13 protein-coding genes and 1 pseudogene are annotated in these 14,892 nt (G+C 40.3%); 5 read left to right on the forward strand and 9 right to left on the reverse strand.

The features are described 5' to 3' along the window. Positions 1 to 138 precede the first annotated feature (138 nt). The 7 genes and pseudogenes from HMPREF9455_RS20345 to mutY form a co-directional block, all read right to left on the reverse strand. Positions 139 to 612: pseudogene (locus HMPREF9455_RS20345) on the reverse strand (4Fe-4S binding protein); the annotation flags it as partial. Positions 613 to 693: 81 nt separating this feature from the next. Further along, positions 694 to 1,794, reverse strand: coding sequence for an NADH-quinone oxidoreductase subunit NuoH (gene nuoH / locus HMPREF9455_RS20350; RefSeq protein WP_006801652.1), 1,101 nt, complete (start codon positions 1,792 to 1,794; stop codon positions 694 to 696). Between the two features lie 122 nt (positions 1,795 to 1,916). Further along, on the reverse strand, positions 1,917 to 3,545 hold the full coding sequence (locus HMPREF9455_RS20355; RefSeq protein ID WP_006801653.1) for an NADH-quinone oxidoreductase subunit D: 1,629 nt from the start codon (positions 3,543 to 3,545) through the stop codon (positions 1,917 to 1,919). A 75-nt stretch (positions 3,546 to 3,620) separates the two neighbouring features. Next, positions 3,621 to 4,193, reverse strand: a complete 573-nt coding sequence (locus tag HMPREF9455_RS20360; RefSeq protein ID WP_044216933.1) for an NADH-quinone oxidoreductase subunit B — start codon at positions 4,191 to 4,193, stop codon at positions 3,621 to 3,623. Further along, positions 4,184 to 4,537, reverse strand: coding sequence for an NADH-quinone oxidoreductase subunit A (locus HMPREF9455_RS20365; RefSeq protein ID WP_006801655.1), 354 nt, complete (start codon positions 4,535 to 4,537; stop codon positions 4,184 to 4,186). The genes HMPREF9455_RS20360 and HMPREF9455_RS20365 overlap by 10 nt, the downstream gene beginning before the upstream one ends. A 202-nt stretch (positions 4,538 to 4,739) precedes the next feature. Next, on the reverse strand, positions 4,740 to 5,666 hold the full coding sequence (locus tag HMPREF9455_RS20370) for a glycosyltransferase family 2 protein (protein WP_006801656.1): 927 nt from the start codon (positions 5,664 to 5,666) through the stop codon (positions 4,740 to 4,742). A 73-nt stretch (positions 5,667 to 5,739) separates the two neighbouring features. After that, on the reverse strand, positions 5,740 to 6,801 hold the full coding sequence (gene mutY, locus HMPREF9455_RS20375) for an A/G-specific adenine glycosylase (protein WP_006801657.1): 1,062 nt from the start codon (positions 6,799 to 6,801) through the stop codon (positions 5,740 to 5,742). Between the two features lie 124 nt (positions 6,802 to 6,925). On the opposite strand from mutY, the gene HMPREF9455_RS20380 reads away from it, so the two are divergent. From HMPREF9455_RS20380 to HMPREF9455_RS20395, 4 genes are all read left to right on the forward strand, one after another. Then, positions 6,926 to 7,234: an HU family DNA-binding protein gene (locus HMPREF9455_RS20380; protein ID WP_260397887.1), complete on the forward strand. Its 309-nt coding sequence runs from the start codon at positions 6,926 to 6,928 to the stop codon at positions 7,232 to 7,234. A gap of 312 nt (positions 7,235 to 7,546) precedes the next feature. After that, positions 7,547 to 9,121, forward strand: coding sequence for an Rne/Rng family ribonuclease (locus HMPREF9455_RS20385; protein ID WP_006801659.1), 1,575 nt, complete (start codon positions 7,547 to 7,549; stop codon positions 9,119 to 9,121). Between the two features lie 195 nt (positions 9,122 to 9,316). After that, on the forward strand, positions 9,317 to 10,141 hold the full coding sequence (locus HMPREF9455_RS20390) for a patatin-like phospholipase family protein (protein ID WP_006801660.1): 825 nt from the start codon (positions 9,317 to 9,319) through the stop codon (positions 10,139 to 10,141). Positions 10,142 to 10,235: 94 nt separating this feature from the next. Beyond that, a complete protein-coding gene (locus HMPREF9455_RS20395; protein ID WP_006801661.1) occupies positions 10,236 to 11,624 on the forward strand; it encodes a Gfo/Idh/MocA family protein in 1,389 nt (462 codons plus the stop codon). 137 nt (positions 11,625 to 11,761) lie between these two features. Here the strand turns inward: HMPREF9455_RS20395 and HMPREF9455_RS20400 are convergent, their stop codons facing one another. Beyond that, a complete protein-coding gene (locus HMPREF9455_RS20400) occupies positions 11,762 to 12,985 on the reverse strand; it encodes an isocitrate dehydrogenase (NADP(+)) (protein WP_006801662.1) in 1,224 nt (407 codons plus the stop codon). Between the two features lie 27 nt (positions 12,986 to 13,012). Then, positions 13,013 to 13,897: an alpha/beta hydrolase gene (locus HMPREF9455_RS20405; RefSeq protein ID WP_006801663.1), complete on the reverse strand. Its 885-nt coding sequence runs from the start codon at positions 13,895 to 13,897 to the stop codon at positions 13,013 to 13,015. Between the two features lie 643 nt (positions 13,898 to 14,540). Here HMPREF9455_RS20405 and HMPREF9455_RS20410 point away from each other — a divergent pair. After that, on the forward strand, positions 14,541 to 14,892 hold a 352-nt coding region (locus HMPREF9455_RS20410), incomplete at its 3' end, for a DUF4372 domain-containing protein (RefSeq protein ID WP_006801664.1).

Consider the following 14,892-nt stretch of genomic DNA (forward strand, 5'->3'; position numbering starts at 1 on the left):
TCCATCGGCCGTTTTTATATCCTGTGCAGGTATAGGCTCAAGCGGTGTTTGAGGAACATTTTCCGGTGCAGTACTCTTTCCATGCACAGCTTCTTCAGCTTTAGCTACAGGAGCTGAGACTACAGCAGGAGCCGGTTTTTCCTTTTTCTTTTCACGAAGCTTAGACCCCTCATGGTTTAATTGCTGTATAAGCTTGCTACGAGTGAAAAGCGAATTTTCAAATGTATTCGCAAAAACAATTGCATCCGACGGACAAGTTATCACGCACAGATTACAGAATGTACACATTCCTAAATCATAGATGTAACGATCTATGATTTTTTTCTTTTTCCCGTCTTCTGTTTCTATACTCTTCGATATAACCTGTATTGTTCCGTTCGGACAATTCATCTGACAGATACCACAAGCGGTACAGGCATGTTCGTTGTTTTCATCGTGCGGCATAATCAGCTCGCCACGGAAACGGTCAGGAATTACTAGGGTTGCACGGTTTTCAGGGTATTGCTCTGTGATCTTTTTTGTCCACAGCTCACCCCACGTCACTCTCATCCCCGTGAGCAATGACTTGATACCTCCAAATAAACCTGAAAAATATTCTGATACTGAACTCATTGTCGTATTTTCTATAAATTAAGGCCTCAGACCTTTTTATTATTTTTATATCTGCAACAGTATATAAATACTATCTTTTACTCATTTAAAAGTCCAACCCAATAAAACCATAGCTACCATCAATAATATGTTTACCATATTGATCGGTAATAAATATTTCCATTCCAGATTCAATAGCTGGTCGATACGCAAACGCGGGAATGTCCATCTTACCCACAAACTAAGGAAAACAAGGAATCCTGCTTTCATAAAGAACCACACGAATGAAGGAATATAGTTCATTATCTGGTTAAAGTCATCCCAACCTTCAATTTGTACAGGCATCCATCCTCCTAAGAATACTGTAGCGGCGATACCAGCAACGATAAACATATTCAGATACTCTGCCAGATAGAAAAACCCAAATTGCAATCCTGAATATTCCGTATGATAACCTGCCGTTAACTCCGATTCGGCTTCCGGTAAGTCGAAAGGTCCACGGTTAGTCTCGGCATGTCCTGAAATCAGATAAATAATAAATGCAATAAATGCGGGCACGTGTCCTGCTATTATATTCCATTGGTGAAGATATGTCTGTCCCTGTATTATCTGGGAAAAACTCATTGTACCCGAAAGTACAACCATTGTCATCAAAGCAAATCCTGCTGAAAGCTCGTAGCTGATAAATTGCGCACCGCTTCGCATGGCTCCAATCATCGAATATTTGTTGTTACTGGACCATCCTGCCAATAGTACACCGATGATACCCAATGATGAAACGGCAATTACATAGAATGCTCCGATATTGAAATCCACGACTTGAAGTCCCTGCCCAAATGGTAATGCACCGAATGTAAGCATGGAAGCCACAATCATAAAGAAAGGCGCTGTAAAAAACAGGAACCTGTCAGACTGCTTAACATGAATAATTTCTTTCAGCAATATCTTAACCATGTCGGCCACACTCTGAACGAGTCCGTACTTACCTACACGGTTGGGACCTAAACGAGCCTGAAAAAATGCCGTAATTTTACGTTCTACATAGATTAATATCAAGGCCAGTACTGCATAAAGAGTAAGTAAGACAACACCTATCAGTACAAATTCTATTGTCAGAGCTGCCCATGTAGGCAAATTGGCGTGTAGCCATGTATCAAGCCATGTGGTCAATTGAGAGGGCTCTAACGAAAATTTTAACAGCATATGTTTTTATATTGATAAAATGAATAAGCAAAAAAGCATTTAATGCAACATTATTTAATCGCAACCTACTATTGCTGTTGCAAATACAAAAGCAACAAATAGGCCTGAGACCTTAATCTGTATTAACGGTCGATATCAGGAATCACATAGTCCATAGAACCACCGATACCGATAAAGTCTGAAATTTTTTCATCTTCACAAATCAAAGGCATCACCGACACGGCAGCCATCGACGGAGAACGGAACTTCAGACGGTATGGAACCTTATCACCACGGCTTTCGATGAATACACCGAATTCTCCACGGCCGGCTTCCACTCTCTGGTAAAATTCTCCTTCAGGCAATTTGATGATAGCTTTTGTTTTAGCTAAGAATTCGCCATCAGGTATATTGTCTACCAATTGTTCTATAATTTTCAGAGACTCTTCTATTTCATCCAGACGGTTCAGGTATCTGGCGAAAGCGTCTCCTTCTTCGCGTATAATTTCTGTAAATTCTACTTTGTCGTAAAGCGCATAAGGTACATGCTTACGGATGTCAGAAGCAAAACCCGATCCACGTCCGGCAGGCCCTGTAACCGCATAAGAGATAGCATCTTCTTTGGAAAGAAGGCCAATTCCTTTCATACGTCCCAGTGCAATAACATTTCCTGTAAACAATCGGTCGTATTCTTTCAGGCGCTTACGCATAAGCGGAATAAACGCTTTTACATCTTTCTGGAATTCAGGATATATATCGAACATAACACCACCGATAACGTTGTAATTGATAATCAAACGCCCACCTGATGTTTGTTCAAATATTTTAAGAATTTCCTCGCGTTCGCGCATACCATATATAAAAGCAGTGGTAGAACCTAAGTCCATACACATGGTCGCCCATGCTACAAGATGAGAATCTATACGATTCAACTCATCCATAATGGTACGGATATATTGCGCTCTTTCCGGAACTTCTATTCCTGAGGCTTTCTCCACGCACATACATAGGCCGTGACGGTTGATATTTGCGGAAAGATAGTCCAGACGGTCTGTCAGGTGTAGTATTTGCGGATAAGTCATGTTCTCACACATCTTTTCTATCCCGCGATGAATGTATCCGCTATGAACGTCTATCTTCTTCACCATCTCACCTTCCAATGCAACACGGAAGTGCATTACCCCATGAGTAGAAGGGTGTTGTGGTCCTATATTTATTATATAATCGGTCTCTTCGAATACCCTTACAGTTTCCTCCTTCAATCCATTCGGAGTTTCCATAATCCGGGGAGCGACATCAACGATATCTTTACTCTCTACCGAAACTGGATTCAATACTGGGTTTGCATCATAATCTTTTTTCAATGGAAAACCATTCCAATCGGAATTGAGAAAGAAACGGCGCATATCCGGATTATTGATAAAACGGATACCGAACATTGCATATACCTCACGTTCGTTATAATGGGCAGTTTCCCATATATCTGTAACAGTATAAAGCAAAGGATTTTCTCTATCGGCTGTACCTGTTTTCATTACAACCTCTTTGGATAAATCTTTTGATGAAGCCAAAAGATAGTTTACTCCGAGCTTTTCTCCCCAGTCCATTCCGGTCAGCATAGCCAGATAGTCGAAAGGATACTCTGCATGATAACGAAGAGCTTTTGCCAAATGGCGTAATTTGTCCGGTTCCACAGTAACCGTAAGCCTTCCGGCTTCTTCGATCACCGCTTCGGGTACGGCTTCCAATATTACTTTCCTGATGTTTTCCATCGATATATTATAGTTGCGAATTACATGTTCGTTTTATATGGGGAATAACCATCCCCTGGTGTAACCAGAAAGGGGTTACTTATTCTTTTTATCCACTTTGAACAAAAAGCGTTCTACCTTTATTTTACGTTGCAGCTGCATCAAGCCATAGAATAGCGCTTCCGGACGAGGAGGACATCCCGGCACATATACATCTACCGGCATTATTTCATCTATCCCTTTCACTACATGGTATGAATCTACAAACGGACCGCCGGAAATAGCACAACTACCCATGGCCACAACATATTTCGGTTCTGCCATCTGATCGTATACACGCTTCAGTAGCGGAGCCATTTTATGCACAATTGTGCCTGCTACTACCATCGTATCGGCCTGACGGGGACTATTACGTGTAACCTCCATCCCAAAACGGGCAAGGTCGTAACGGGCAGCAGCCGAAGCCATAAACTCAATACCACAACAACTGGTAGCAAATGCCAGAGGCCAGACAGAATTGGAGCGTCCCCAGTTAATAAGATCGTCCAACTTTCCAACAACAACGGGAACTCCGTTTTCATTCAGTTCCTTTATATAATCTTCAAGATACTCATTATCCTTAAACTCATCGTTAGGAATACCTTTTATATATATTTTCTTTATTTCCATTGCAATGCTCCTTTCCTCCATGCATAGGCCAGTCCAAGACCTAAGATTAATACGAAAAACAATATGCTATATAATCCGGGCAGCCCTAAATTCCGTACAACAGTCGCCCACGGAAATAAGAAGATCGCCTCCACATCGAACATCAGATACAGGATCGCATAAAGGTAATACCCTACCTTAAACTGCATCCATGAAGTACCGTGAGTAGGAACCCCACATTCATATGGTTCTCCTTTTTGTGCGTTAAATGATTTCGGTGATAACAATAATGCCATGCCGAGCCCGGCACACACAAGCATAATTCCTGTTAAAAGAACAACTAAAAAAAGAGCAGAAGAACTCATATTTTCATTTTAAGATTAAAACTTTTCTATCAATTGTCAATCACTTCCGATGGTATTCGTGACACTTTGCTAAAAGCGCAAAAAGCGCACCAAATGAGAGTCTGCGGACAATCGGCGCAAAATTACAGTTTTATTTTTTAAACACAAAAATTTATATGCCAAATTATTCAAATTTGACAACCAAAGATTGCAAAATAACCTTTTATGCTTTTTCCTTTACTATGTAAATAGGTCGTTTTTTGGTTTCCAGATAAGTTTTGGAAAGATACTGCCCCAAAATTCCAAGGCAAAACAATTGAATACCTCCGATAAAGAAGATCACACACATAGTGGACGGGTAACCCTGCACATCATCCCCAAACACCAGCGTTTTGAAAATAATAACACAGATCATCACAAATGCGATGAGACAAAACAAGATACCAAAGAGGGAAGCGATAAGCAAAGGCCGGGTAGAGAAAGCAATTATCCCTTCAAGCGAATACAGAAACAACCCGATAAACGACCATTTGGTTTCACCGGCAACACGCTCTATGTTTTCAAAAGCTATCCATTTGGTTTTGAATCCGACCCAACCAAATATACCTTTCGAAAAACGGTTATACTCACTCATCTCCAGAATGGCGTCTACCATCTGCCGTGTCATCAGACGGAAATCACGCGCACCGTCAACAACTTCCGTATCTGAGATTTTATTTATCAGTTTGTAAAACTGTTTGGCAAAAAATGAGCGCATGACAGGCTCACCCTTTCTGTCGACACGCCTTGTCGCCACACAGTCGAATTCTTCCGTTTTAAGACTCTCATACATCTCCTTCAAAAGAGATGGCGGATCTTGCAAGTCAGCATCTATCAATGAAATATAGTTACCTGTAGCCGCTTTCAGTCCGGCATATATACCGGCCTCTTTTCCGAAGTTACGGGAGAAAGATACAAAATGTACCCTATCATCTGATTCCTTCAATTCTTTTACCAACTCCAATGTCTTGTCCCTAGAACCATCATTGATGAAAATAAATTCAAATTCCTGTTCCGGCATTTCGTCTGTCAGTTTCACTAATTCTTTATATAGGAAAGGGAGTGCTTGTTCTTCATTATAGCAAGGAACAATTAAAGATATCTTATCCATGTTTCGATATTTGTTTATGTTTCGTACAAAGTTAGAGCGTTTTGCGGCTTATGCAAATACCAGACCCGAATAGTTACATTTTTTCTAAATATTTATGAACCAGGCGAGACACCGGATATTCGTCCACATCACTAGCTCTCACCTCTATATATCCATCTACAGCTGACACCTTTCGAACCTCCACCTGATAAAATACTGCATGTATAGCCTGATGAGAAAGAATGTGCTTCATTTGCGTTATATATTTAATATGAAGCCCATCTCCATTTTCGAATATACGCCTGAAACTATCTGTCCTGTGCAACTCCTCTATAGACATAGCTTCTGCGGTTTCTATCAATGGCAATTCATACAGGCCCTGCCAGATATCTTTGGCCGTACGTTTATGCAAAAGCATATATCCATCGCCGTACCTGACATCAAAATAATTGAAAAAACGGGCGCGCACTTTTTGCTTCCCGGCTTTAACCGGATATACATTCACCTTGTCCTGAGCATAGGCAAGACACATTACCGAAGCCGGACAACTGTTACAATCAGGCGACACAGGCACACACTGCAATGCTCCAAATTCCATGATAGCCTGATTGTGCAAACCCGCCCTTTTATCATCTAGAAGTTCCTGAGCAAGCTGAGAAAACAACTTCTTACCCTTTGTGCTATCTATAGGCTCTTCTACTGCAAATATACGCGACAGCACCCTGAATACATTACCGTCAACTACAGCATGCGGCTGATCATAGGCAAAAGATACGATTGCGGCAGCCGTATACTCTCCCACCCCTTTCATACTCAAAACATCAGTATAGTCTTGTGGAAAAACTCCCTGATATTTCTCCAAAACTATTTTTGCGGCCGCATGAAGATTACGCGCACGGCTATAGTATCCCAAGCCCTGCCAAAGTTTCAAAACCTCATCCTCTTCGGCCTGTGCCAATAAATCTACAGAAGGAAATCTTTTTACAAACCGGGTGAAATACGCATATCCCTGATCTACACGAGTTTGCTGCAATATGATTTCTGAAATCCAAATAATATAAGGGTCTGTGGTATCACGCCAGGGCAGGTCCCGCTTATTCCGATTATACCACCTTATTAATATAGAACTCAATCTTAAATCTTTTTCTTTACTCATTTACAATTATTTACCATAAGCAAAAATCATCTGTCGCCGAAAGTTAATTTCTGCATTATTTAGAAAAAATGGTTATTATTTGTTTCAAAGGTAAATAAAAAGCTATATATTTGCAGTCCAAAAAATTAATTGTTTTGAATCTAAAAAAAATAAGAAAATGACAAAAGCTGACATCGTTAACGAGATTGCGAAAAATACAGGCATAGACAAAGCGACTGTATTGAAAACAGTTGAATCATTCATGGACGTAGTCAAAGACTCCCTGAGCAAGAATGAAAATGTTTATTTAAGAGGTTTCGGTAGTTTCATCGTGAAGACAAGAGCTCAAAAAACAGCTCGTAACATCTCTAAAAACACGACTATCATTATACCAGCACATTCAATTCCGGCATTCAAACCGGCTAAAACTTTCGTAATCCAGGTAAGAAAGTAATTGAGACGCACATAATTATTAATTACTAAATATATAAATAACATGCCAAGCGGAAAGAAAAGAAAAAGACATAAAATGTCTACGCATAAGCGCAAAAAAAGACTGAGAAAGAATAGGCACAAAAAGAAAAAATAAGCCTTAGTTCTTTCTTTAACAGAAATATACAGGAACAAACTTACAAATTGTTGAATTTTAAGTTTGTTCTTTGTGTATTATATGAAACCCGCTTCTCGGATATAAAGAAGCAACCCTATTTTCAGGTTTAAATACTGAATATATTTAAATCTAATTTTCAACTTCTAAATTATAGTTATGAATAGCGAACTAGTAGTCGATGTTCAGCCCAATGAGGTCTCGATAGCAGTACTTGAAGACAAAAAGCTTGTCGAACTGCAAAAAGAAGGAAGAGACGCTTCATACGCGGTAGGGAACATCTATGCCGGCAAAGTGAAAAAGCTTATGCCCGGACTAAACGCTGCTTTTGTAGACATTGGATACAAAAAGGACGCTTTTCTTCACTATTTAGATCTTGGTGCTCAATTCAAATCTGTTGATAAGTTCTACAAACAGGCACTAGTTGATAAGAAAAAATTCCCGAACATCTCCAAAATGAAACTGGAGAATGATATCGACAAGGATGGCTCTATCAGCGACATACTGAAACCCGGACAGGAAATCCTGGTACAAATAGCCAAAGAACCTATATCGACAAAAGGCCCCCGCCTTACATCGGAATTGTCCCTGGCCGGACGTTTCCTTGTTGTTATACCTTTCAACGATAAAGTCTCCGTATCGCAAAAAATAAAGTCGAAGGAAGAACGAGCCCGACTACGCCAGCTGATACAGAGTATAAAGCCTAAAAACTTCGGCGTAATAGTAAGAACCGTAGCCGAAGGCAAAAAAGTAGCCGACCTGGATACTGAACTGAAAACACTGGTCAAGCGATGGGATGACAATCTTCCCAAAATACAAAAAAGCAAATTGCCGACCCTCGTCTTTGAAGAAACAGGACGTATCGTTGCACTTTTGCGCGACGTATTTAATTCGAGCTTTCAGGAAATTCATGTAAATGATCCCGACACATGTAATCAGATAAAAGATTATATTTCATTCATTGCGCCTGAGAAGAAGAACATTGTAAAACAGTACGATGGTGATCTCACCATATTCGATAACTTCGGCGTTACAAAACAAATAAAAGCTCTTTTCGGAAAAACAGTAACGTTCCGCAATGGAGCATATCTGATTATAGAACACACGGAAGCATTACACGTAATAGACGTAAACAGCGGTAACAGGTCTAAGAATCCGGAAGCCGGACAAGAAAATAACGCCTGGGAAGTGAATTCCGCGGCAGCAGAAGAAATAACCAGACAGCTAAGATTGCGAGACATGGGGGGCATAATCGTAATCGACTTTATAGATATGACTGAAGGCGAGCACCGCAGTCAACTGATAACAAGAATGCAGGAATTAATGGCAAACGACCGCGCCAAGCACAATATTTTGCCTTTGAGCAAATTTGGATTGATGCAAATCACAAGGCAGCGCGTTCGTCCTGAAATGGAAATCACCACAACCGAGATTTGTCCCAACTGTTTCGGAAAAGGCGAAATTAGGCCATCCATATTATTCACAGACACCTTGCGTATGAAAATCAGTTATCTTGTGAAAGATCTGAAAGTGAAGAAATTTACCTTGCACGTACATCCATACGTTGCAGCGTTTATCAATCAAGGTCTTGTTTCCCTCAAATGGCAGTGGAAATGGAGATACAGTAGGGGAATAAACATATTACCAAACCAGAATCTGGCTCTTCTCGAATATCATTTTTATGATGAAAACAAGGAAGAAATAGATATGAAACAAGAGTTTGAAGTAAAATAATTATTACCTAAAATACATAAGCCCCGCTTTGATACATCAAAGCAGGGGCTTTTTTATTATATAAGAACCTTAAGCCGGATTGAACGGTCTTATTATTAAGATCACCTTCACTTTTCAATTTATTGCTCCAACAGTTTCATAAGTAAAAGGATTATAACTAAATTTGCTCTGAACTAAATCTGTGTCACACAATAAATGAGCTCCGAAAAGAATATATATAAGCTGGGAATAGCTCTGAGTGGAGGAGGTGCAAAAGGTTTTGCCCATCTTGGTGTACTACAGGCACTCAATGAAAGAGGACTTTATCCTGAAATTATATCGGGTACCAGCGCAGGGGCTTTTGCCGGAGTACTATATGCTGACGGACATACACCCGAAGAGATAATATCTTTCTTTAAGAAAAAGGTTTTTCGCGAGTTTGCGGAATTTGCAATACCTCACGGAGGTTTTTTCAAAAGTCAGGGCTTCCAGTCTTTTCTGAAAAAACATTTAAAATCAAAAAACTTCGAAGATCTGAAAATCCCCTTGCATGTGGTGGCTACAGACATAGAGCATGGTGAAAGTATGGTGTTTACCTCCGGCCCGTTAATACCGGCAGTAATAGCCTCATGCTCCGTCCCTATTATATTCAGGCCCGTGGAGATCAACAAACATTATTATGTAGACGGAGGGCTATTCAAGAACTTCCCGGTTTCGACAATACGCCGCGAATGCACAAAGATAATAGGGGTAAATGTAAGTCCGATTACCAAGTCCGAATTCCGCAGCTCGATAAAGTACATTGCAGAGCGCTCGTTCCATTACATGTCCGGTTCGAATACGCTGCTCGATCGTAATCTATGCGATTATCTGATAGAATCGGTGGCACTCTCCCGCTATTCAATGTTCGACCTCGACCATGTGGAAGAAATATATCAGGCCGGTTATGAATTGACTATGGCATTCTTTAAAGATAATGAAGATGCACTACTAAAGGATTTTCCCTACCTTTCGGTACAACCGACAGAAAGATATCTATAATATTAAGATACTAAATACTTTTTTTGTAACAACCGTCTATCCATAAGACACAGGTACTTTAAGACACTATATTGACCTATAAATATTCTATCCCATGAAAAAGAATCTTTCATTATTTTTACTTTGTCTCGTGTTTATCAGTTGCGGACAGCAAAAAGTGACTGAATGGTCATCTTTCATAAAAACAGAAGTACCTGCCCGCCCTGCCGGACAAAGCGATGTCCTGGAATTGAAAACCGATCCATTACCGACTGTCCGCATCGCTTTTATCGGTCTGGGAATGCGCGGCCCGGGAGCCGTAGACCGTATGACACACATAAAGGGTGTGGAAGTTATCGCTCTCTGCGATGTGGAACAAAAAAATACGGAAAAAGTAAATAAGATACTCGTGGAAAAGGGATTACCAAAAGCGCAGGAATTCTACGGCGACACCTCCGTCTGGCGTAAGGTTACAGCTTTGCCGAATGTAGATCTAATATATATCGCTACTGATTGGAAATCGCATGCGACCATAGGTGTACAGGGTATGAAAGATGGAAAACATGTGGCGATAGAAGTACCTGCCGCCATGACAATGGATGAAATATGGGCATTAATAAATACTTCGGAACAAACCCGGAAACATTGTATGCAACTTGAGAATTGTGTATACGACTTCTTCGAATTGACGACCCTCAACATGGTTCAGCAAGGACTACTAGGAGAGATTGTCCATGGCGAAGGAGCATATATACACGGGTTACAGCCATTCTGGGACCAATATTGGGAAAACTGGCGTATGGACTATAACAGGAAGCACAGGGGAGACCTATACCCTACCCATGGACTGGGACCGGTATGCCAGGCAATGAATATACATCGTGGCGACAAGATGAATTATCTTGTGTCTGTAGATGCCAAACAAATATCGAGTATCAACTATATAAAAAAGAAAACCGGCGAAGATGTAAAAGATTTTCGCAACGGGGAGCATACTTCTACCCTTATCTCTACCGAAAAAGGTAAATCTATCCTTATCGAGCACAATGTGAATTCGCCACGTCCTTACAGCCGTATGTACCAGCTTACAGGGACAAAGGGTTTTGCCAATAAATATCCGGCACAAGGTTATGCACTCGACGGAGGAGCAATAGACCCTGCTGTGGCTGCCAACCATGAAAACCTGAATGCACACAGTTTTGTACCGGATGATGTACGGAAAGCTCTGATGGAGAGATACAAACATCCTATAGTTAAAGATATAGAAGCCAAAGCCAAAGAAGTAGGCGGACATGGAGGAATGGATTTCGTAATGGATTACCGCCTGATATATTGCCTGCAAAAGGGATTGCCTCTGGACATGGATGTGTATGACCTTGCCGAGTGGTGCAGTCTGATACCTTTGACCGAAATATCTCTTGATAATAGTTCGGCCCCGGTCGAAATACCAGACTTTACACGGGGAAGCTGGAATAAGTTGCAGGCACTTAAATTCGCGGAATAAGAAAGAGTATGATAGGCTGATATCATTTATCCTTTAGCAAAAAGGTTATTATCCTGTCCGACAGATCTTTTCTATCAAATAAAAAACCACTTGCAGAACTGATTGCAAGTGGTTTTATTCTCTATTTTATCGAATGATTACGCCAGCTTGATCTGTAATTCCCGGCTGATTGCATCCAGAAAATCTTCTGTATTCAGATAATTTGAACGCTCCATTTTATCTCCATATACAAGCAAAGCCAGGTCTTTTGTCATTTTGCCCTGCTCTACTACTTCTACACAGGTTTCTTCCAATTTATTGGAAAAGTCGATCAATGGTTGATTTCCGTCCAGTTTACCGCGATGAGCCAAACCTCTTGTCCATGCAAAGATAGAAGCTATTGGATTTGTTGAAGTCTCTTTACCTTGCTGATGCTGACGATAGTGGCGTGTTACCGTTCCATGAGCAGCTTCCGCTTCCATTATCTGCCCGTCAGGGGTAAGCAGCACTGAAGTCATCAGGCCAAGAGAACCGAAGCCCTGCGCCACTGTATCAGACTGTACATCACCATCATAGTTCTTACAAGCCCAGACAAAACCTCCGTTCCATTTCAGGGCAGAAGCCACCATATCGTCAATCAGGCGATGTTCGTAAGTAATACCGGCTTTTTCATATTCAGCCTTATATTCGTTATCATAAACTTCCTGAAATATATCTTTGAAGCGACCGTCATAAGCCTTCAATATTGTATTTTTTGTGGACAGGTACAACGGATATTTCTTCTGTAAAGCCAGCCTGAAACAAGAGTGGGCAAACCCGTATATAGACTCATCCGTATTGTACATACCCATAGCCACTCCATCACCACTGTAGTTATAGACAGTGTATGACTGGGGTTCACCCTCCTCAGGGGTAAAGGTAAGGGTTAATGTACCTTTTCCTTTTGTAACAAAATCGGTGGCTTTATATTGATCGGCATTTGCGTGACGTCCGATAATAATCGGTTGTGTCCATGTATTCACTAAACGCGGGATATTGCTGATAATAATCGGTTCGCGGAAAACTGTACCCCCTATTATATTGCGGATAGTACCATTGGGAGATTTCCACATTTTTTTCAGATCAAATTCTTCTACACGTGCCTCATCCGGAGTAATAGTGGCACATTTTACGGCCACTTTGTATTTTTTTGTGGCCTCGGCACTGTCTATTGTTACCTGATCGTCTGTTGCATCACGGTTCTGAATACTCAGGTCATAATATTTCAGGTCTATTTCTACATAAGGGAGAATTAGTTTATCCTTAATATATTGCCAGATGATACGGGTCATTTCATCGCCGTCCATCTCTACAATGGGATTCGCTACTTTTATTTTTTGCATCTTATTTATACTGGTTTTTATTAAATATTATTGTTTGTTTTGTATATCTTTCAGCCACATAGCCAACAAGTCGAGCATTTGTGTATGATATTTGAAATTCTCTCTCATACCCCAGCCATGCCCGCCTTCGGGGAATATATACATTGTTGCCGGCACATCATTATGTTTCAGAGCGTCGTAATATAATATGCTATTAGCCGGCGGGACCGCCTTGTCGTCATCACTCAATAACAATATTGCAGGCGGAGTGTTCACATTTACCTGCTTTTCGTTCGAAAAAGTATGCACATCGGTAACAGAAGGCTTATCTCCTAACAGATTTAACTTGGAACCTCCATGCGTAGCCACTTCCATTGTGATAACGGGATAGAAAAGGATTGAAAAGTCAGGCCTTGTGCTTGTACCCTCTATCGCATAATGGGTGGAGGCTGTCGCAGCCAGATGTCCGCCTGCAGAAAAACCCGCAATACCTATTTTATTGACACCGATACCAAGTTCACCAGCATGTTCACGCATATAACGGATTGCCTGTTGTGCATCATCCAGTGGTATTTCTTTATGTTTATTTGGCATTCGGTATTTTAATATAGCGGCAGTTATTCCCTGACCGCTCAACCATTGCGCAAACTGCACACCCTCATGCTCAATAGCCAGTCCGGCATATCCTCCTCCGGGACATATCACAACAGCTAATCCTGCGCTTTTTTCTTTGTCGGGCTGGTAGATCGAAAGTTCAGGAGAAGATACATTTATAACCCAGCCTCCATCTCTCTCATATTTCTCTGCTTCTGTTATTTCATTACTTGTCGGAGGATTTGCACTCCATAACTTAACGGTCTTTTGAGCATTCATATTTACACATGTAAATAGCAGCAAAGTACTTGCTACTAATAATCGACGGGTGTTTATCATTTTAATCAAATTTTAAAAATCAGATTTTTCAAAGATAGATATTTTAAGGTTTAAATCAAAAATGTAATAAGCAGAACGAATGATAATATCTCTTGAAAAATTTATCTATGTATGTAGCTGTTAGCCTTTAGCTGATAGCTTGTAGCTCTTTGAAGTATTGGTATAAGTAATAAGTTTTAAGTACTAAGTTGAAAGTTATATGAGATACGAGTAGACAAACACAAATTGTTTACTGCTATCTGTTTACTGTTTACTGAAAAAGGTGTAACCTTTGTTACCTTTTATTTTTAACCACAGAGTAAACGGAGTAGCACGGAGTCTTTAGAAGAAAAAGTGACAATAAAAATTGTATAAAAAGTCGTCAGGTTTGTCAGGTTTTAACGAAATATAGTTAATAAATATAAGTATTACAATGAATTATAAATTGGACTTTGCGACTTAGCGTCTTTGCATGAGAATACTGTTGACTGATGACTGTTCACTGATAACTGATAACTGACAAGCCAATTATTAATTTTTCATCATTAGTGTTGCGTTAAGTTATAAAATAGTTCTTTGAAATTTTTGTATATCAGATATTTACGGTTGATTTTCTTTTCCCCCGATTTGAAATGATAATTTTGCAGGTTAAATGTAACCTGTTATGAATCAAGACAAATATGTTTTCGCTCAATTGACTGATTTTTTGCCGTATGAACAATTTAAATACATCGTCAAAAAATACAGGGGGAATATGAGGATTCGTGATTTTTCCTGCTGGAATCAACTGCTCATGATGATGTTCGGGCAACTCTCAAACTGCGATAGTATGCGTGATTTGTGCATTTTGACTGATGCACACCACCAGAAATCGTATCGTTTGGGTTTTGGAAAGAGTATCGCTCTTTCCACTCTGTCCCGAGCTAACGCGAATCGTGATTATCGGATTTTTGAGGAATTAGCCTCCCTGATGATTACCCAAGCGCAAAAATGCCGTGCCGATATTGATTTTGACA

This window comes from Dysgonomonas gadei ATCC BAA-286, assembly GCF_000213555.1.
In the GTDB taxonomy this organism is placed as follows: Bacteria; Bacteroidota; Bacteroidia; order Bacteroidales; family Dysgonomonadaceae; genus Dysgonomonas; species Dysgonomonas gadei.

Coding starts and splice junctions, on each gene's coding strand:
- nuoH (WP_006801652.1), bottom strand. CDS start 1,794: ATGCTGTTAAAATTTTCGTTAGAGCCCTCTCAATTGACCACATGGCTT.
- HMPREF9455_RS20385 (WP_006801659.1), top strand. CDS start 7,547: ATGAATAGCGAACTAGTAGTCGATGTTCAGCCCAATGAGGTCTCGATA.
- HMPREF9455_RS20405 (WP_006801663.1), bottom strand. CDS start 13,897: ATGATAAACACCCGTCGATTATTAGTAGCAAGTACTTTGCTGCTATTT.
- HMPREF9455_RS20370 (WP_006801656.1), bottom strand. CDS start 5,666: ATGGATAAGATATCTTTAATTGTTCCTTGCTATAATGAAGAACAAGCA.
- HMPREF9455_RS20395 (WP_006801661.1), top strand. CDS start 10,236: ATGAAAAAGAATCTTTCATTATTTTTACTTTGTCTCGTGTTTATCAGT.
- HMPREF9455_RS20360 (WP_044216933.1), bottom strand. CDS start 4,193: ATGGAAATAAAGAAAATATATATAAAAGGTATTCCTAACGATGAGTTT.
- HMPREF9455_RS20355 (WP_006801653.1), bottom strand. CDS start 3,545: ATGGAAAACATCAGGAAAGTAATATTGGAAGCCGTACCCGAAGCGGTG.
- mutY (WP_006801657.1), bottom strand. CDS start 6,801: ATGAGTAAAGAAAAAGATTTAAGATTGAGTTCTATATTAATAAGGTGG.
- HMPREF9455_RS20400 (WP_006801662.1), bottom strand. CDS start 12,985: ATGCAAAAAATAAAAGTAGCGAATCCCATTGTAGAGATGGACGGCGAT.
- HMPREF9455_RS20365 (WP_006801655.1), bottom strand. CDS start 4,537: ATGAGTTCTTCTGCTCTTTTTTTAGTTGTTCTTTTAACAGGAATTATG.
- HMPREF9455_RS20390 (WP_006801660.1), top strand. CDS start 9,317: ATGAGCTCCGAAAAGAATATATATAAGCTGGGAATAGCTCTGAGTGGA.